Here is a 16,993-nt window from a genome sequence, read left to right on the forward strand (position 1 = left end):
TGATCCTGAACGCTTCCGCAATGCGGGGGAGCCGTCGTTCGTCGAAGGAACCTGCTGCCGGGCGATTGGTCGAGCACAAAAAGGTGGCGCCGCTGTCCCAAGGGGGAGAAAGACAGCGGCGCCGAGGGAAACGGACGTAAAGGTCGTGTTTAGGCCGGCTGATATCGCCGGTTGAATGAAAGTTCGCGTGGAGCGACCATCGGCCTGTTCACCGTGTCGCGAACATGGCGGGCGGCGCTGGCCATCCGCTCGGGCAGGCCGGCGGCGAGCGGGAGAGGCTTCGCCTTGCCCTGCGCCACCAGGCGATCGCGCTGTTCGAAGAAGGACGCGCGCTTCAGGCGCTTCTTCAGCGACAGGAACGGGTTTTCCGGCGTCGGACCGCGCTTGGCGGCGGCGATGTGACTGCCCGGTGCGCCCGGAGCAGGTTCGCGCACCGTCGTGGCGGAAGACTTGTCGCCCCAGTTGAAGGCAGAGGCCCCAGCCGCCGCCGCGGCGGCGGCCGGCATGGGCTCGCGGACCACGGCCGGCTCGGCACGCGCCATCCGCGGTTCGTCGTAGGTCGGGTTGGCGTCGTACTGACCGACGACGTCGCGCTTGCGGCGACGAAGCGCAAACGCGGCACCGCCGAGGGCGAGGAGGCCGAGACTGGCAGCACCGGCAATCGGCAGGATGTCGTCATTGACGACCACTTCCGACGTCGCCGGCGGGATCGGCGCAGGCTCGGCCGCGAGCGGCGGTTCGATTACGGGCGCGGCATCGACCGGATCGGCGACAGGGGCCGCCGCTACAGGCGACGTCGACGAAGTCGCAACCGGCGCGGCGGTGCTACGCGCGGCCACCGGCGCTGACGGGCGGGCCGTCCGACTGGTGCGCGTCGTCCGCGTCGTCGAACGCTCCGCCACCGGCGTGGCGGCAGCAGGCGCCAGCGGGTCGGCAGCCGTCGCCGTCTCGGCTGGCTCCACCGTTGTCGTGGTCGTCGTGACCGTCGTTTCCGGCGTACTGGTTACAGGTGCCGGAGCGGCCTGTTCCGTCGGCGCCGTTTCGGTGACCGACTGCGTCGCCGGTGCAGGCGTGACTTCCTGTGCGAACGCGGGGGTGGCGGAAAGGGCAAGGACGGCGGCCATCGCGGTCATGCCCGGGCGAAGCTTGTTCGAATAGGTCATGGGGGCATCAACCATGCCAATATGATTTTCGTCGCGTCGTTTCCGATGAATCGACCCGAAGAGAACGACAAAGCGTCGTAATGACGTTAAATTAAGCGAAAAGTTAGCCCGTATTCGCCGGGAACCTGTGTCTATTGAGTCACTTGCGCTTTAGTTCGCGCACGGCCGCCAATGTCTTTCCGACATGATCTTTCCAGTCCATTTCACTGTGGACCTCAGTGATCGTTCCATTGCGATCGATAACGTAGCTCGTCCGGTTGCTCATCGTCTTCACCATGCCGACGCCGGGCATCATCACATCATAGGCCTTGATCGTGTCCCGGCTGGCGGTGGCGACCGGGAAGGCGCTGCGACATGCCTCGACCGAGAATCGCTTCAGGTCGGGCAGGCTGTCGGCGCTCATGCCGATGACCTGGGCGCCGGCCTTGCGGAACTCCGGCATTGCCTCGCTGAACGCGCGCGCCTCCAGCGTGCAGCCCGAGGTAAACGCCTTGGGATAGAAATAGAGGACGACCGGTCCTTTCTTGAGCTGGTCGTAAAGATGCAGCTTGAACGCCTTGCCGCCGATCGCCCCGAGTGTTCGGAAGTCAGGCGCCTTGGCCCCTGGAGCCAGGGCAGCGCCAAGCGGCGCGGCGGCCGCAAGAGCGATGGCGGCGAAAGCGATGATGTGGCGCATGAGTCGGTCCCCTTCGAACTACGCAGGCTAGACCGCTTGTCCGGCCAGTGCCTAGCCCGGAATGGTGGCGCGTTCCGGGTGCTTGGGCTTCAGCGTGCGGAAGAAGGCGAAGGCCGGCGCCATGTCGGCATCATAGTCCCCGGTCGGATGGATGACGGGACCGATGCGGCCGAACTTCTCTTCATAGTCCGGCCCGGCGCAGACCATTGGCACGCCCGCGGCCAGCGCCACCCGGTAAAAGCCGGTCCGCCAGCGGTCCGCCTTGGAGCGTGTTCCCTCGGGCGCGATCACCAGCACGAAGTCGTCGCGCTTGGCGAATTCCTCCGTCATCTGGCGGACCAGGTCGGTCGAGGTGCTTCGGTCGACCGGCACGCCGCCGAGCGCCAGCATCAGGTTGCGCAACGGGCCGCGGAACAGGCTGTCCTTGCCCATGAAGCTGAGGTGCCGGTCGAAGTGCGCAGCGACCCCGGCGAACACCAGGAAGTCCCAGTTGGAGGTGTGCGGCGCCCCGACCAGGATGAACTTGCGGACCGGCGGCAATGACCCGTCGACCCGCCATCCACCGCGCCGGAACCATCGAATCATCGCCCAATGAAGAAAGCGCGACAGCAGCGTGGGCCGCGGGCCCGTCCGGTCGGTAGTCGAAAAGGTCAGAGGACGGAGCCGAGAATCCAGATCGCCGACATGGCAATCACCACCAGCAGCAGCGAAAAGCCGAGGACGTAGCGAACGATGTGCGGCTTTTCCGCGGCGCTCGCCTCCATTTCGTTGAGGTGCACTTCGTCGCCTTGTCGTTCCATGGCAGCGTCCTTCCAGACTGGGCCGAGAATGGATGGTATACCCTTCGAAGACTAACCGCCATGCCGGCTGATGCGGGAGACCGTCGTGACCAGGAAAGCCGTCGACCATCCGAGCAGCAGGATGCCGTTGATGCCTTCGACCGCCGCCACCAGCTGGTAGGTGCCGACCATGTCCTGGTCGTCATAGCCGATCGTGCCGTAGGTGATCATCGAGAAGTAGAGCGACTTCGCCGCCGTCGGCAGCGCACCGACGACGTAATAGAGCAGCGCGTAAAGCGAGATCTGGAGGAAGTGCAGCGCGAAGATCGCCAGCACGAGGCCAAGTTCGATCAACATCCCGCGCAGGGTGCTGAAGTCGACGCAAACGCGGGTCTCCAAGTTCCGCTCAATGCCAAGCGCGCGGCCCATCCCCAGCAGGCCGGCGCCATGGATCAGCGCGGTCAGCATGACCATCAGCAGGGCGACGATCAGCTGATTCGCCATGTTCCAATGAGTGATATCCGGTCCGTTCATGCGCGGACTCAACGCAAAGGCCCCGATACCGGTTCAATGCCCGGCCCGGGGCCGCCGACGGAAGGCGCCTTATGCGCGATCCGCGGCCAGCCAACCGGTGAGGACATAGAGCAGGATCGCCACCGGCCCGGCGACCAGCACGCTGACGATGAGGGCGAGGCGGACGATCAGCACGTCGATGCCGAGCCAATCGGCCAGACCGGCGCCGACACCCATCAGCTTGCGGTCGGTACGGTTGAGGAGGAAACGGCCGTTCATGGCATGACTTCCTTTTATCGAGTTCAGGCGATCGGCAGCGGGCCGACGGCGGCGCTGACGAACAGCAAGGCGGACAGGAACGCCGCGGCGAGGCTGGCGGCGGTATCGCGGGTCGAAACGAACGAGAGTTGCATGGTCTTTTTCCCTTTTGCCGGTCCGTGATTGGACCATGCCACCCTCATTGCAGAGAGCGTGCCAAACGAAAAAAGACCAATGAATTCAGTGACGCCCTAGAAAGTCGTTTGCTCAGGCTTCGCAGAATTTGCCAACAGATTGGGAAATTACGCCAGCTGTCAGCTGCGGCGGATCGGCGCAGTGCCGGACGAGCGCTGTTCCGGGGCGCTGGTCGAGGCCGGCGCCTTGGCGGGACGGCATTCGGCCATCAGCGTGGGGAAGTCGAAATCGCTGTTGGCGGTCAGCGCGGCTTCGGTCTGGGCGGCGCACTGCGCCTGGCTTTCGTAACGGGCGGGCAGCGTCGCGACCGGCGTGCAGGCGGCGGAGCCGTCGGCGCAGCCCATGATCGCAATGACGAAGGTAACGGGACCCATGACTGCCCTTCCGCTTGAAGTTCCATCGGTTAAACCTGCGAAGAATCGCTTTCGTTCCAAACGGTTCGTCGCATCCGTTGCCGTTGGCGCGCCGCCACCCTACCTGTGACGGCGATGCGCGACGCCGAGCCCACCGACGACAAGACCAAGGGAAGCTTCGCCGTCCTGTGGCGATTCCTGCCAATGCTGTGGCCGAAGAACGATGCGGAGCTTCGCTTGCGCGTCGTGGTCGCCCTCGTCCTCGTGCTGGCCGGCAAGGCGATCTCGCTGGCCATGCCCTTCGCCTACAAGGCAGTGGTCGACGCGATGAGTGGCGACCGCCAATTGTGGATGGCGGCGGTGATGCTGGTGGTCGCCTATTCCGCGGCCCGGCTGGGCGGGGTGCTGGCCGACAACCTGCGCAACGCGGTGTTCGAAAAGGTCGGGCAGACCGCGGCGCGGCGGTTGTCGGCGATGGTGTTCCGCCACGTCCATTCGCTGTCGCTTCGCTTCCACCTGGAACGGCGCACGGGCAGCCTGACCAAGGTCGTCGAGCGCGGCACGAAGAGCATCGACATGATGCTGTATTTCCTGCTGTTCAACATCGCCCCGACGGTGATCGAGCTGACCGCAATCTGCGTCATTTTCTTCATCAAGTTCGGCCCCGGGCTGGTCGCCGCAACGCTGGTGATGGTGGCCATCTACATCGCCTTTACCCGCGCCATCACCGAATGGCGGACCAAGCTGCAGCGGGAAATGAACGAGGTCGACAACAAGGCGATCGGCCGCGCGGTCGACAGCCTGCTCAATTACGAAACCGTCAAATATTTCGGCGCCGAGGAGCGCGAGGCCCGCCGCTACGACGAAGCCATCGCCGGCTTCACCCGCGCCGCGATCCGCAACGAAACGTCTCTGGCGTGGCTCAACATCGGCCAGAGCGTCATCACCAACCTGATGATGGCGGGCGCGATGGCGTTCACCGTGTGGGGGTGGAGCCAAGGCAAGTACACGGCGGGCGACGTAGTGCTGGTCAACAGCCTGTTGATGCAGCTGTTCCGGCCGCTCGACATGCTGGGCTGGGTCTATCGATCGATCCGCCAGGGCCTGATCGACATGGAGGCGATGTTCGACCTGACCGACACGCCGGCGGAGATCGTCGATGCGCCCAACGCCGCCGCGCTGACCGTCCCCAACGGCCATGTCCGGTTCGATAATGTCGCCTTCGGCTATGAGCCCGAGCGAATTATCCTGAAGGGCGTGAGCCTGGACGTGCCCGCCGGCACCAGCCTGGCGGTGGTCGGGCCGTCGGGTGCGGGCAAGTCGACGCTGGCCCGGCTGCTGTACCGGTTCTACGACCCGACCAGCGGTCATATCAGCATCGACGGACAGGATATCGCCACCGTCACCCAGGCCAGCCTTCGCGCCGCAATCGGGATCGTCCCCCAGGACACGGTGCTGTTCAACGACACCATCGGATACAACATCGGCTATGGCCGCGAGGGATCATCGCAGGAGGCGATCGAGGAGGCGGCGCGCGGCGCGGCGATCGACGGCTTCATCGCCGCCCTGCCCCATGGCTATGACTCGATGGTCGGCGAGCGCGGGCTGAAGCTGTCGGGCGGCGAGAAGCAGCGCGTCGCCATCGCGCGCACGCTGCTGAAGGACCCGCCGATCCTGATCCTCGACGAGGCGACGAGCGCGCTCGACAGCCGCACCGAGGAGGCGATCCAGTCGACCCTCAGCGCCGCGTCGCGAGGCCGAACTACAATCATCATCGCCCACCGCCTGTCGACCATCGTCGGCGCGGACCAGATTGCGGTCCTGGATGCGGGCGAGGTGGCCGAACGTGGCACCCACGCCGAGTTACTGGCGAAGAACGGACTCTACGCCGAACTGTGGGCGCGCCAGGCGGCGGAACGCGAACTCGAAGAGGTCGTCGGCGACCCGGCTTAGGTGCACGAAGGTCGTGGAGAACGACGCTAATCCGGGGCCGATTCGCAAACCTGCGCTAATGTCCGCTTTGGGTGGAAAGCGGACATACGTGCTTGGCGATCCCGAACCCCTTCCTTGGCCGCGATTAACGTGTTAACTTATAGTTAACAGAGGGGTCCTTTTTTCGTTCGTGACGGGGGAGGGGCAGATGTCGAGGTCATTGTCGCACGCTGTTTTGGCACTTTCGGGCTTGGCACTCAGCCTGATACCGACTCAATCATTTGCGCAGCAGTTCGGAGCGACGGCTGAAGCAGTAGCTAAAGCCAAGAACGCTGGACCGGTCTGGCCCTACGACTCGTTGGTCGTACATGACCGCCATGAGGGCACAGCTGCGGCGGCGGCCAGCGCGAAACTGACCTACCAGTATTCTTCCCCATGTGCCGAGACGCCTTGGATCTTCTGTCCGAATACGGCGACCACAGAAGCTCGCGCACATGCAAGTCTCGCTACAGGAACAGTCGGAGCGTATGCAAATGCTGGCGACATCGAGAACGCTGAGCCCACTGCTAACGCCAGTTGGTACGATGTAATAGTATTCGACTTCAATGGCGAATCTGCTTTCATCGAATTTTCTTACTGGATAACTGGCAGCTTCACTTACCCAGGCCCTGGAGCACAGGGAAGCTCGGCGTATTGGTCCCTCGGTTTCAGTGGTGATGGTGCATATGTCAGCGCTTTCGCCGACCTGCGCCCAGACCCGGATTTTAACGCCGGGTCAGTCACGATAAATGGCGATACGATCAATATTTCTGGGCCTGCTGCGTTAGCAGGTTTCTCTGCCGGAATTTTCGTCAAGCCAGGTACCCCTTATGGCATCAGTGCCGGTATCAGTGCTTTCCGTGACGCAGATTTCGGAGGCACAGGCACCTTCCGGTTTAGCGCCCTCCCCAAGGTGTAACTTATTCGTCGGCGTCGGGGGCTTTCTTAGCGGACGTTGCCGACTCAGCCGTCCCGGAGCCAAGTTCTTGGGCCATCATGCTGCTAGGATTTGGAGCTATTGGCGCGCGGCTTCGCAAGCGTCGCCTGCTCCAACCAGCTTTGACGTAATTCTTTGGATTGCCTCATATGGACTCTGGCGTCCCAATGGGTCGAAAGCGGGCATTGGGCCGAAGCAATACATCTCGAATTGGCCGCCGCAGATTTCTCGTACCTTCTTTTTGACGCGCCCAAGGATTGATGCCGCCTATTCCATTTGCGCGGTGTGCATCAGGCAAAATAGTTGACAAACATCAGTTAATTTTGCGTTAATGCCTCCGGCTCAAGACATGAGTCGCAGAACGGGGGTTCCAATGTTTCGTAAACCGTTGCTTCTCAGCGTTGCTACCGCTTTGCTTGGTCCTTCGGCCGCTTTGGCGAGCGATCTCACCAGCTTCACGACTGTCACTAATACCGACGTTGCATCGTTCGGTATCGGCTACATGCGCGATACCGGCACCGGCACGCTGAACGTCAGTGGCGTCAGCGGTGGCGTCACTGCTGCCTACTTGTTCTGGCACGGCCCGACTAATTCAACTTCGCCCACGGCGAATGCCAGTGTGACGTTCGCCGGGACTGACATCTTGGGGACAAATATCGGCTTTTCGTCCGACAATTTTTGGGGGTACAGCAACAGCCAGAGCTATCGTGCCGACGTCACGTCTCTCTTCACAGGGAATGGATCATACAGCCTGACGAACTTCACGGACGCCAGCGCGAACGTGAACGGAGCCTCACTGATCATCTTCTACAGCGATGGGAACGACGCCAACAACCAGGACGTCGTCCTTTTCAACGGCAACGATGCAAACTTCGAAAATTCTTACGACGCCTTGAACTGGAATGCCGTCCTTAACGGCATCAACTATTCGGGCGGAGCAGCCTCGATGACCTTACACGTCAGCGACGGACAGAATTTCAGCAGCTTCGACGACGGTACATTGTTGCTGAATGGTTCTCCCCTGGCGAGCGGCGGCCTTTTTCAAGGGACGGCGTGCAGGTGGGCACGGGTACGAATGTCGGGAACGGCGGACTGTGGGATATTGAGACATACGATATCACCAGCTTCCTTGTCCAAGGCAACAATAACCTGACCTTGTCGATGGGTGCTGTGAATGACGCGCTGAGCTTGAACGTCGTGCAGTTCAATCTGCCCGTCGGCGCCGCTCCCAGTGTCGGTGCTGTGCCAGAACCGGGGACTTGGGCAATGATGCTGATGGGCTTCGGCGCAATCGGATTCGGTATGAGGCGTAAGAACAACGCGAGCCTTCGCCTGCGCCAGCTCGCTTGATCACAGCGAATTGTCTGCCTGGTCATAAGCTTTTCAAGCAAATGGGTACTGGCCATGCGCGGACCAAGGCATTGAGGCCATTCATGCGAGGGCGCGGTTCCCGCGACAGCGCCGGAGCCTTCAACGTCGTGCGCACCCTAAGACCGGACTAAGCTGCAGAATGGCGAGCGATGTTGCGGCATCATTGCGACAACGAAGGCGACCGAATGTTCAGAGAAATTGGCGAGGAAGCACTAGTTGGCGGCTTAGTCGGTGGCTTTCACGGGCTGACAATTACAGCCGGCCTGGTGGGCGGCGGACACATTGTCCTATGGCAGCAAAGAGACGGTGACGTACTCACTGATGTCTGGTTCCGCGCTTACGATTTCGACGGTAAGCCAACCGGCGAGGCATTCATCCTGCTCAACGATTATCTCGGGCTACAATACCCGCGTGATCTCGATGTAGTAGCGCTACCGGACGGAGGATTTGCTGTCGCCGCTTTCCGGGCGCTGAGCCTGAACGAATACGGTCAAGCCGCTACCCACGATATCGCTCTTCAACTTTTTGACGGCAATGGCGTGGCTCGTAACGCGCCGGTTTCGGTGACAAATGGTCATGAGTCGTTTGCCAGTGCGCCTGACCTGACGATCAGTAGTAATCGCCTAATCGTCACTTACCAGCAAGGTGACATTTACGGTCGTACTTTCGACATGAGCGGCAATCCGGTAACTGAGATTTACACTTTAGGGTCGCGGGGCCGTACCGACAACGGCGACGGAACCTTCACTTACACTAGTTCAACGGATCCGGTTGTTGCAGGCTTGCCGGGTAGCCGATTCGTAGCTGCTTTCACCTACAACGCGCAGACAGCTCACGATCAATCACAAAGCAGCATCGTGGCACGCTTGTTCACGAAAGACGGAACGCCAATCACTGCTGCCTTTGGCGTTAACACGACGACGTTCGGTAATCAGCAACTTCCGCAAATCGTCGTCCTACAGAACGATGATTTCATCATCATGTGGACCGATTCGTCCACCGGCACTCACATGCTTCGGGGTCAGCGTTTTGACGCTTCGGGGCAGCCAGTGGGAGCAGAACTCGCCTTGGCAGAGACATTGTCGACATCCACGACTTATTCCGGTTGGTCCGCGACGTCGCTCGACAATGGAGGCTTCGCCCTTAGTTGGTATTACGGGCCAACGGTCTACGTTCGCGAATTTAATGAAGTCGGATTACCGGTGCGAGATCCGACACCGGTTTCGAATTCAAATGGCTACGATCCATGGATTTCATCGGTCCAGGGCGGCGGATACGTTATCGCTTGGGAAGGCTCCAAGATTCGCGCTCAGCTTTTCGTCGAAGACAAAACACTGTCAGGAACGGGTGAGAATGACTGGCTCTCAGGCGGATATGGGGCCGATATCCTCGATGGTCTTGCTGGTGACGATCAACTTTTTGGAAGCCGTGGCGACGACCGCTTGATCGGCCGGGCCGGTAATGACGCACTGACGGGCGGTGCCGGTTATGACCGAATGTACGGCGGCACCGGTGACGACACGTACTTCGTTAATGATGCCGACGACTATGCTTATGAGCTCGTCGGAGAAGGTCGGGATCACGTCGTTTCCTCGGTCGATCACCAGCTCCGCGTGAACGTCGAGGATCTGACGCTTACGGGCGCTGCCAGCATTGGCAAAGGCAATGTCAGCGACAATGTGATTGTCGGCAGTGCGGCCGCCAACAAGCTTTACGGCTATGCAGGCGATGACACGTTATCTGGCGCCGAAGGCGATGATGTTCTGCTCGGTGCGGAAGGCAATGATACGTTGACGGGCGGTGCTGGGTACGACCGGATGTACGGCGGCATCGGCAACGACACCTTCGTCGTCGGCGACCTGGCCGATTACGCCTACGAGAATCTCGGTGAGGGCTACGATACGGTCTTCACCTCGATCAACCACCAGCTTCGCCCGAATATCGAGCAATTGGTCCTCGATGGCTTCTCCGACCTTCGCGGCTACGGAAACGCCCTCGACAACATGATGATCGGCAACAGCGGCAACAATCTGTTGTACGGCAAGGATGGTGCGGACACGATCCGTGCCGGCCTCGGCAACGACATCCTCTACGGTGAAAACGGGACCGACTATCTTTATGGCGGATCGGGCCTCGACCGTTTCTATGGCGGCGCTGGCGCCGACCTGTTCGCGTTCGAGAATTTGGATTTCGCCGGGATGGGCAGTGGCACCGCCGATCGCATCCACGACTTTAGCCATGCGCAGGGCGACCGCATCTCGCTTGAGCTGGTCGATGCCAACAGCAACGTCGGCTTCGACCAGGCCTTCACCTTCGTCGGTAGCGCCGCCTTCAGCAATGTCGCGGGGCAACTCCGCTACCAGCAGATCAGCGGAAACACCTATGTCCAGGGCGATACCGACGGCGACGGCAAGGCCGACTTCTGGATCCGGATTGACGGGCTCCACGCCCTAGCCGCGACCGATTTCATTCTCTGATATGGTCAGTAGACGTCGTTGTTCTGCATGTTCGAAGGGCCTGTTGGCCAAGCTTCTAGCGTCCGCAACGGGTCGAAAGCGGACATTAGCAATTCCGTCCCACTGGGGGTTCCCACACGTGAGGGAGGCGTGAGCGCAAATGGCTGAATGGTTCCGAAACACGGACTGGAATGATGAGATCGAGATCGCCTTCGACGCTCGGCTCGGACGGGCCCGCGACAAAGCTCAGTACCTTAATATCCAGGCGCATACTTTACTTGCCAGCCATCCTCATGTCGCAGCGAATCTATGTCGTCGCGTCCTTGCGCTAGACGCGCCAGCTCAAACAGCCCGCGCCGGGCTCTATCTTGGGACGGCGCTGGCAGTGCAGGGGGATGTCGACGGCGCCATATCAGCCTTGGAAGGGGCGATAGGGGCCGAACAGCGGGAACCAATGCATCGGACCGCCGCCTACCTCGACCAGGCGCTGTTGATCACATTGGCGAGACGCGACGATTTGTACGACACCGCCTTGGAGCGGCTCGAAAGCGAGCGAGCGCTGCCCGTGAGGGAGCAATCGCCAACTGCTTTGTTCGCGCTGACGCTGATCGGCGGCGCGCGAGGCGAAAATGTAGCTGGCGCTGCAGCTCTCGCACTGAAAATGCTCGGGGATTCGGACCAAGAGGAATTCGCCCTCCCGCCCTACTTATCTATACGGGAGCTCAAGAGTCGATTGAGCGAGGTTGCAGGCCTTCAATGAACGCTTTCGGTCGAAAGCAGACAGAAGGGTCTAGGCGGCGGCCGTCGTCCAGCCCAATTGTGGGATGGCGATGCTTCGGCGGCCGCTCAAATCGGTGCGGCTGACGATGAGGTCGCGGCTTTCGATGTATTGGAGCAGGCGGCGGGCGCGGCCGAGGCTGGCGGTGCCGTAGCTGGCGGCGATGGCTTCGTCGGTCGGGCAGGGAGTGCCTTCGCGCGCTGCGCGGGCGATCAGCAGGAACGGCCCCAGCATGTCGTCGGGCAGCGACGCAGCCGCGTCGAGCGCCGGCGACCAGTCGTCGCCTTCGGTGAAGATGCCGGCGCGGGCCATCGACAGGCGGCGAGTGAAGGCAGGCAGGTCGAGCGGCGGGCGCGGCACGCCAGCCATCCGGCAGCGGACGGCGAAATCTTGGTAGAGCACCGAGGCCGCGCGGGCGGCGCCGTCGGGATCGGCGGTAATGGCTTCGAGCACGGTGGCGACGATCGCGGCGGTCTCGTCGTCGGACTTGGCGGGGGCGGTGTCGGCACGCGAGACCGACGACGCCATCGATTGCAGCAGCGCCTCGCTCGGGAGGGGTGCGGGCGCGCGTGGCGGTTCGGGCACGAACACCGGCGCATCGTCGCCCGGCGCGAACAGTAGTCCCTGTACGTCCTCCGCCGCCGCCTGCGGAAGCGGCACGAGCTTCGGGCTGACCGACCGGGCGCTGGTTTCCACGGGTCCAATCGCCACCGACACCGGGCGGCGGGCGATGGCCGGGCCGAGCGCGAGGAAGGTGCCGCAAGGCAGGTCGCGGATCTGTTCGGCCTGGCGCCGCTCCATGCCCAGCAGGTCGGCGGCGCGGGCCATGTCGATGTCGAGGAAGGTGCGGCCCATCAGGAAGTTGGACGCTTCCGCCGCGACATTCTTGGCTAGCTTGGCGAGACGCTGCGTGGCGATGATCCCGGCGAGCCCACGCTTGCGGCCGCGGCACATCAGGTTAGTCATGGCGCCGAGCGAGGCGCGGCGCACCTCCTCCGTCACTTCGCCGCCGCCCGACGGTGCGAACAGCTGCGCCTCGTCGACCACGACCAGCGCCGGATACCAATGGTCGCGCGGCGCATCGAACAGCGCCGACAGGAAGGCGGCAGCGCAGCGCATCTGGCCTTCCGCCTCCAGCCCCTCCAGGCTCAACACCACCGACACGCGGTGTTCGCGGATGCGGGCGGCGAGGCGGGCGATGTCACGCTCGCCATGATCGGCGGCCTCGACCGCGACATGGCCGTAGCGGTCGGCGAGCGTGACGAAATCGCCCTCCGGATCGATCACGATTTGCTGCACCTGGCCGGCGCTCTTTTCGAGCAGGCGACGCAGCAGGTGCGACTTGCCGCTGCCCGAATTGCCCTGGACGAGCAGCCGGGTGGCGAGCAGTTCCTCAAGGTCGATCGGGATCGTCTCGCCCGACGGCGCCACCCCCATGTCCACGCGCACGGTCACCCGACTGCTTTAGGGCACCGGCGGGTCGCTTCAAGCTTGCCATGGCGGCCAAGCCCATGAAAAGGCGGCGGCTGTGACCGACCCGCACCACCTGCTCCACCACATCTTCGGCTTTTCCGAGTTCCGCGGCATCCAGGAGGCGGTGGTCGAACGGACATTGTCCGGCCACAGCACGCTGGCGGTGATGCCGACCGGCGCGGGCAAGTCGCTGTGCTACCAGTTGCCGGCCAAGGCAGCGCGCGGCACTGGGATCGTTATTTCCCCGCTGATCGCGCTGATGCACGACCAGGTGCGGAGCGCCGACGCGCTGGGCATCCGCGCCGCGTCGCTGACCAGCGTCACCGAGGATCCGCGCGCCGTCCGCGATGCACTGCGCGACGGGCAGCTCGACCTGCTTTACGTGGCGCCGGAACGGGCAACGACCGAGGGCTTTTCGCGCCTGTTGCAGGAGGCGGCCATTGCCCTGTTCGCGATCGACGAAGCGCATTGCGTCAGCGAATGGGGGCATGATTTCCGGCCTGACTATCGCTTGCTGCGGCCGTTGCTCGACGAGCATCGGGAGGTGCCGCGGCTGGCGCTGACCGCGACCGCCGACAAGCGCACGCGCGAAGACATCCTCGTCCAGCTCGGTATTCCCGAGGACGGGCTGATGGTCGCCGGGTTCGACCGGCCCAACATCCGCTATCATGTCCGGCCGCGCGACGGCATCGGCAGCCAGGTCAAGGCGCTGATGCGCGCCGAGGAGGGGCCGGGCATCGTCTATGCCACCAGCCGCGCCGCGACCGAGAAGCTGGCCGAGCAGTTGACCAGTGCGACACGCCCGGTTCTGGCCTATCACGCCGGGCTGGAGCCGCCGGTTCGCGCCCGCAACCAGGCCGCGTTCGTCGACAGCGAAAGCATGGTGATGGCGGCGACGATCGCCTTCGGCATGGGCATCGACAAGCCCGACGTCCGATTCGTCGCCCATGCCGGCATCCCCAAGTCGATCGAGGCCTATTACCAGGAAACCGGCCGTGCCGGGCGCGACGGCGACCCGTCGGAAGCGTGGCTGTTCTGGGGCGCGGAGGATTTTGCGCGGGCACGGCGACGGATCGAGACCGAAGTCGAGCCCGACCGGCGCCACGGCGAGCGCGAGCGGCTGAACGCGTTGGCCGCATTCGTCGAAGCAGCGACGTGCCGCCGCGCGATCCTGCTGCGGCACTTCGGCGAGGAGCCGCCGGAGACGTGCGGCAACTGCGACAATTGCCTCAACCCGCCGGAGACGATCGACGTCACTGAGGTCGCTCGCAAATTGTTGAGCGCCGCTTTCCGGACGGAGATGAGGTTCGGGGTCGCGCACCTCGCCGCGGTGCTGGGCGGCGACGACAATGAGAAGGTGCGGCAATTCGGCCATCACAAGCTGTCGGTGTTCGGGATCATGACCGCGGAAGAACTGGCGCTGGTGAGGCCGGTGGCGCGGTCGCTGCTGGCACGCGATGCGCTTCGTGCCGACGACTATGGCGGGCTGTCGTTCGGTCCGGCCGCCAAGGCGATCCTCAAGGGTGAGGCGAGTGTCGTCATCGCGGTGCCGCCGAAGCGGGCGCGGAGCCGATCGCGCGGCGAAGGCGATCATCCCCATGACCCGCTGTTCGAGGCGCTGCGCGGGTGGCGGCGCGACCGGGCGAAGGAACAGGGCGTCCCGCCCTATGTCATCTTCCACGATCGGACCCTGCGCGAGGTGGCGGCGTTCAAGCCTTCCAGCCTGGCGGCGCTTTCCGAAATCGACGGAATCGGCGATACCAAGTTGGAACGGCACGGCGAGTCCCTGCTCGCGGCGCTTACTCGGGCGATGGAGGACGAAGGTGCATCGGCAGCTTGACGACAGGACGTTGGTCGACGGCCAGATCGAGCCCGGCGACATTGCCGAGCTCAAGACGCTGGGCGTGACGATGATCGTCAACAACCGGCCCGACGGCGAAGACGAAGACCAGCCGCTGAGCGAGGACATCGAGCGGGCGGCGGTCGAGGCCGGCCTGTCCTACCGCCACATCCCGATCGCGCGCGGCATGGGTCCGGCCGACGTCGAATCGATGCGCGCCGCGATCCACGAGGCCGGAGAGGGCAAGCTGTTCGCCTTCTGCCGAAGCGGCAACCGGTCGACGCTCGCCTGGGCGATTGCGCGCAGCGAGGACGGCGTTCCGCGCGAGGAACTGGAGCGTTGCGCTGAGGGCGCCGGCTTCAACCTCGGCCCGGTGACCCACCTGCTTCGCGACTGAGCAACTGCCGCGCGGCGTCGAGGTCCTCGTCGAGAACCATCAGGCGGACCCAGATGAGGCCGCCGGCTCCGAAGAAATTGTTGGTCTCGGCATCGAACAGCACCGCGTCGATGCCACGGGCCTGCAGCGCCAGCCGGTCGACGTCGGCATCGACATGGCTGGCGTACCGGCCAAGCTCGACCAGGCTCAAGCGGCAGTGCCGCCCACGGTCAGCCCGTCGATCAGTAGGGTTGGCTGACCCACGCCGGCGGGGACCGACTGCCCGCCCTTGCCGCAGACCCCCACGCCCTCGTCGAGAGCCATGTCGTTGGCGATGCCCTTGACCCGGGTCAGCACGGTCGGGCCGTCGCCAATCAAGGTCGCGCCCTTGACCGGCTCCGCCAGCTTGCCGCCGCGGATGCGATAGGCCTCGGTACATGAGAAAACGAACTTGCCGCTGGTAATGTCGACCTGTCCGCCGCCGAAGCTTTTGCAGAAGATGCCGTCCTTGACGCGGGTCACCAATTCCGCCGGATCGTCCGATCCGCCGAGCATGAAGGTGTTGGTCATGCGCGGCATCGGTGCGTGGGCGAAGCTTTCGCGGCGACCGTTGCCGGTCGGCTGCATGCCCATCAGGCGGGCGTTGAGGCGATCCTGGAGGTAACCTTTGAGTATTCCGTCCTCGATCAGCACGGTGCGCGACGTCGGTGTTCCTTCGTCGTCGATGCTGATGCTGCCGCGGCGGTTTTCGATTGCGCCCTCGTCGATGACGGTGACGCCGGGCGCGGCGACTCGTTCGCCGATGCGGCCGGAGAAGGCCGAGGTGCCCTTGCGGTTGAAATCGCCCTCGAGACCGTGGCCGACCGCTTCGTGGAGGAGCACGCCGCACCAGCCGGGACCGAGCACGACCGGCATTTCGCCCGCCGGTGCGGCGACGGATTCGAGGTTCACCAGCGCCTGGGCCAGCGCGATGTCGATTGCCCGGTTCCAAGTCGCCGGCTGGAACAGGTCATCGTAAAGGTAGCGGCCGCCTAGCCCGTGGCTGCCGGTTTCGCGGCGGTCACCCTGCTGAGCGACGATCGACACGCTGAGCCGGACAAGGGGGCGAATGTCGGTGGCGACGAACCCGTCGGCGCGGACGATCTCGACCACGCTCCAACTGCCCGACAGCATCACGCTGACCTGCGCAACCCGGGGATCGCGGGCCCGCGCCGCGGCATCGATGGCCTGGCACAGCTCGACCTTGCGGGCGAAGGGGATGGCCGACAGCGGATCGGTCGCGACATACATCGAACGATTGGTGCGCGGCGGGGACGCTGCAGGGGGAGCCTTGGCAGGGTCCAGCACCGCAAGCGTGTCGGCGGCGCGGGTGATGGCTGCCTCGCTAATCTCGTTGGCGTGGGCGAAGCCGGTGGTTTCCCCGCTCACTCCTCGCAGGCCGAAGCCCGAACCGGTGTGGAAATCGGCGCTCTTCAGCCGGCCATCGTCGAAGCCGAAGGATTCGGAAACGCGATACTGGAGGTAGAGTTCGCCGTCGTCATGGCGGGCAAGGTGACGGGCGGCGAGGCGCTGCGCCGCGTCGGGATCGAACCCGTCGCGGTAGAGGAAGCTGCGCGGATCCGAATTCACTTCGGGTCGGCGCCGGTGGCGTTGTCGGCGGGCCCGCCTTCGAGAAGAAAGCGGCGATCGCAATAGCCACAGTCGACGAAGCCGCTGTCATCGATGTGGAGATAGACGCGCGGATGGCCGAGGGCCGGGGCGACCTCGCCGCTACCGTCGCAAGCGACGCGCAAGGTCTTGACACGAATGGTTTCGGGCGGAGGCAGCATGGGGAGCGCCCTAACAAAGGCGCCC

General features: G+C 63.7%; 20 protein-coding genes. 9 read left to right on the plus strand and 11 right to left on the minus strand.

The features are described 5' to 3' along the window. Window positions 1-149 precede the first annotated feature (149 nt). The 7 genes from H9L12_RS11325 to H9L12_RS11355 all read right to left on the minus strand — a co-directional run bounded on the left by H9L12_RS11325 (window position 150) and on the right by H9L12_RS11355 (window position 3,958). Entirely contained in the window at window positions 150-1,178 is a 1,029-nt protein-coding gene (locus tag H9L12_RS11325; RefSeq protein WP_187541816.1) for a hypothetical protein, read from the minus strand. A gap of 124 nt (window positions 1,179-1,302) precedes the next feature. Further along, window positions 1,303-1,839 (minus strand): peroxiredoxin, encoded by a 537-nt coding sequence (locus tag H9L12_RS11330; RefSeq protein WP_187541817.1) that lies wholly within the window; start codon window positions 1,837-1,839, stop codon window positions 1,303-1,305. A 51-nt stretch (window positions 1,840-1,890) separates the two neighbouring features. Continuing rightward, entirely contained in the window at window positions 1,891-2,424 is a 534-nt protein-coding gene (locus H9L12_RS11335) for a lysophospholipid acyltransferase family protein (protein ID WP_187541818.1), read from the minus strand. A gap of 65 nt (window positions 2,425-2,489) precedes the next feature. Next, window positions 2,490-2,639 (minus strand): hypothetical protein, encoded by a 150-nt coding sequence (locus tag H9L12_RS11340; protein ID WP_187541819.1) that lies wholly within the window; start codon window positions 2,637-2,639, stop codon window positions 2,490-2,492. Between the two features lie 51 nt (window positions 2,640-2,690). Then, window positions 2,691-3,122: an ion channel gene (locus H9L12_RS11345; protein ID WP_187541820.1), complete on the minus strand. Its 432-nt coding sequence runs from the start codon at window positions 3,120-3,122 to the stop codon at window positions 2,691-2,693. A gap of 99 nt (window positions 3,123-3,221) precedes the next feature. Next, window positions 3,222-3,410, minus strand: a complete 189-nt coding sequence (locus H9L12_RS11350; protein ID WP_187541821.1) for a PspC domain-containing protein — start codon at window positions 3,408-3,410, stop codon at window positions 3,222-3,224. Window positions 3,411-3,703: 293 nt separating this feature from the next. Next, window positions 3,704-3,958 (minus strand): hypothetical protein, encoded by a 255-nt coding sequence (locus H9L12_RS11355; RefSeq protein WP_187541822.1) that lies wholly within the window; start codon window positions 3,956-3,958, stop codon window positions 3,704-3,706. Between the two features lie 114 nt (window positions 3,959-4,072). Here H9L12_RS11355 and H9L12_RS11360 point away from each other — a divergent pair, with 114 nt between their 5' ends. The 7 genes from H9L12_RS11360 to H9L12_RS11390 all read left to right on the plus strand — a co-directional run bounded on the left by H9L12_RS11360 (window position 4,073) and on the right by H9L12_RS11390 (window position 11,432). After that, entirely contained in the window at window positions 4,073-5,890 is a 1,818-nt protein-coding gene (locus H9L12_RS11360) for an ABCB family ABC transporter ATP-binding protein/permease (protein WP_187541823.1), read from the plus strand. 229 nt (window positions 5,891-6,119) lie between these two features. After that, window positions 6,120-6,827: a hypothetical protein gene (locus H9L12_RS11365; protein ID WP_187541824.1), complete on the plus strand. Its 708-nt coding sequence runs from the start codon at window positions 6,120-6,122 to the stop codon at window positions 6,825-6,827. A gap of 77 nt (window positions 6,828-6,904) precedes the next feature. Further along, window positions 6,905-6,976 carry a hypothetical protein gene (locus H9L12_RS11370; RefSeq protein WP_246450740.1) on the plus strand — a complete coding sequence of 24 codons (72 nt, stop codon included), beginning with the start codon at window positions 6,905-6,907 and terminating at the stop codon, window positions 6,974-6,976. Window positions 6,977-7,218: 242 nt separating this feature from the next. Next, entirely contained in the window at window positions 7,219-7,998 is a 780-nt protein-coding gene (locus tag H9L12_RS11375; RefSeq protein ID WP_187541825.1) for a hypothetical protein, read from the plus strand. A gap of 116 nt (window positions 7,999-8,114) precedes the next feature. Beyond that, window positions 8,115-8,195, plus strand: a complete 81-nt coding sequence (locus H9L12_RS13745) for a hypothetical protein (protein WP_281399815.1) — start codon at window positions 8,115-8,117, stop codon at window positions 8,193-8,195. A 206-nt stretch (window positions 8,196-8,401) separates the two neighbouring features. Then, a complete protein-coding gene (locus H9L12_RS11385; protein WP_187541826.1) occupies window positions 8,402-10,693 on the plus strand; it encodes a calcium-binding protein in 2,292 nt (763 codons plus the stop codon). A gap of 139 nt (window positions 10,694-10,832) precedes the next feature. After that, window positions 10,833-11,432: a hypothetical protein gene (locus H9L12_RS11390; RefSeq protein ID WP_187541827.1), complete on the plus strand. Its 600-nt coding sequence runs from the start codon at window positions 10,833-10,835 to the stop codon at window positions 11,430-11,432. 30 nt (window positions 11,433-11,462) lie between these two features. On the opposite strand, the gene H9L12_RS11395 is transcribed toward H9L12_RS11390, so the two are convergent. Then, window positions 11,463-12,905: a helicase HerA domain-containing protein gene (locus H9L12_RS11395; RefSeq protein WP_187541828.1), complete on the minus strand. Its 1,443-nt coding sequence runs from the start codon at window positions 12,903-12,905 to the stop codon at window positions 11,463-11,465. A 73-nt stretch (window positions 12,906-12,978) separates the two neighbouring features. Here H9L12_RS11395 and recQ point away from each other — a divergent pair, with 73 nt between their 5' ends. Continuing rightward, window positions 12,979-14,763: a DNA helicase RecQ gene (gene recQ, locus H9L12_RS11400; RefSeq protein WP_187541829.1), complete on the plus strand. Its 1,785-nt coding sequence runs from the start codon at window positions 12,979-12,981 to the stop codon at window positions 14,761-14,763. Continuing rightward, window positions 14,747-15,160, plus strand: a complete 414-nt coding sequence (locus tag H9L12_RS11405; RefSeq protein WP_187541830.1) for a protein tyrosine phosphatase family protein — start codon at window positions 14,747-14,749, stop codon at window positions 15,158-15,160. The genes recQ and H9L12_RS11405 overlap by 17 nt, the downstream gene beginning before the upstream one ends. Here the strand turns inward: H9L12_RS11405 and H9L12_RS11410 are convergent. The 3 genes from H9L12_RS11410 to H9L12_RS11420 are packed head-to-tail and all read right to left on the minus strand — an operon-like array spanning window position 15,123 to window position 16,968. Then, window positions 15,123-15,350, minus strand: coding sequence for a putative signal transducing protein (locus tag H9L12_RS11410; RefSeq protein WP_187541831.1), 228 nt, complete (start codon window positions 15,348-15,350; stop codon window positions 15,123-15,125). The genes H9L12_RS11405 and H9L12_RS11410 overlap by 38 nt on opposite strands. Then, entirely contained in the window at window positions 15,347-16,768 is a 1,422-nt protein-coding gene (gene tldD / locus H9L12_RS11415; protein WP_187541832.1) for a metalloprotease TldD, read from the minus strand. The genes H9L12_RS11410 and tldD overlap by 4 nt, the downstream gene beginning before the upstream one ends. Continuing rightward, window positions 16,765-16,968 carry a zinc-finger domain-containing protein gene (locus H9L12_RS11420; protein WP_187541833.1) on the minus strand — a complete coding sequence of 68 codons (204 nt, stop codon included), beginning with the start codon at window positions 16,966-16,968 and terminating at the stop codon, window positions 16,765-16,767. The genes tldD and H9L12_RS11420 overlap by 4 nt, the downstream gene beginning before the upstream one ends. Between the last annotated feature and the right edge of the window lie 25 nt (window positions 16,969-16,993).

Source organism: Sphingomonas rhizophila (assembly GCF_014396585.1).
Lineage (GTDB): Bacteria > Pseudomonadota > Alphaproteobacteria > Sphingomonadales > Sphingomonadaceae > Sphingomicrobium > Sphingomicrobium rhizophilum.

Excerpts from the sequence above, each read along its gene's own strand:
- H9L12_RS11325 (WP_187541816.1), bottom strand. The coding sequence starts at position 1,178 with ATGGTTGATGCCCCCATGACCTATTCGAACAAGCTTCGCCCGGGCATG.
- H9L12_RS11330 (WP_187541817.1), bottom strand. The coding sequence starts at position 1,839 with ATGCGCCACATCATCGCTTTCGCCGCCATCGCTCTTGCGGCCGCCGCG.
- H9L12_RS11335 (WP_187541818.1), bottom strand. The coding sequence starts at position 2,424 with ATGATTCGATGGTTCCGGCGCGGTGGATGGCGGGTCGACGGGTCATTG.
- H9L12_RS11340 (WP_187541819.1), bottom strand. The coding sequence starts at position 2,639 with ATGGAACGACAAGGCGACGAAGTGCACCTCAACGAAATGGAGGCGAGC.
- H9L12_RS11345 (WP_187541820.1), bottom strand. The coding sequence starts at position 3,122 with ATGGCGAATCAGCTGATCGTCGCCCTGCTGATGGTCATGCTGACCGCG.
- H9L12_RS11350 (WP_187541821.1), bottom strand. The coding sequence starts at position 3,410 with ATGAACGGCCGTTTCCTCCTCAACCGTACCGACCGCAAGCTGATGGGT.
- H9L12_RS11355 (WP_187541822.1), bottom strand. The coding sequence starts at position 3,958 with ATGGGTCCCGTTACCTTCGTCATTGCGATCATGGGCTGCGCCGACGGC.
- H9L12_RS11360 (WP_187541823.1), top strand. The coding sequence starts at position 4,073 with ATGCGCGACGCCGAGCCCACCGACGACAAGACCAAGGGAAGCTTCGCC.
- H9L12_RS11375 (WP_187541825.1), top strand. The coding sequence starts at position 7,219 with ATGTTTCGTAAACCGTTGCTTCTCAGCGTTGCTACCGCTTTGCTTGGT.
- H9L12_RS13745 (WP_281399815.1), top strand. The coding sequence starts at position 8,115 with ATGCTGATGGGCTTCGGCGCAATCGGATTCGGTATGAGGCGTAAGAAC.
- H9L12_RS11385 (WP_187541826.1), top strand. The coding sequence starts at position 8,402 with ATGTTCAGAGAAATTGGCGAGGAAGCACTAGTTGGCGGCTTAGTCGGT.
- H9L12_RS11390 (WP_187541827.1), top strand. The coding sequence starts at position 10,833 with ATGGCTGAATGGTTCCGAAACACGGACTGGAATGATGAGATCGAGATC.
- H9L12_RS11420 (WP_187541833.1), bottom strand. The coding sequence starts at position 16,968 with ATGCTGCCTCCGCCCGAAACCATTCGTGTCAAGACCTTGCGCGTCGCT.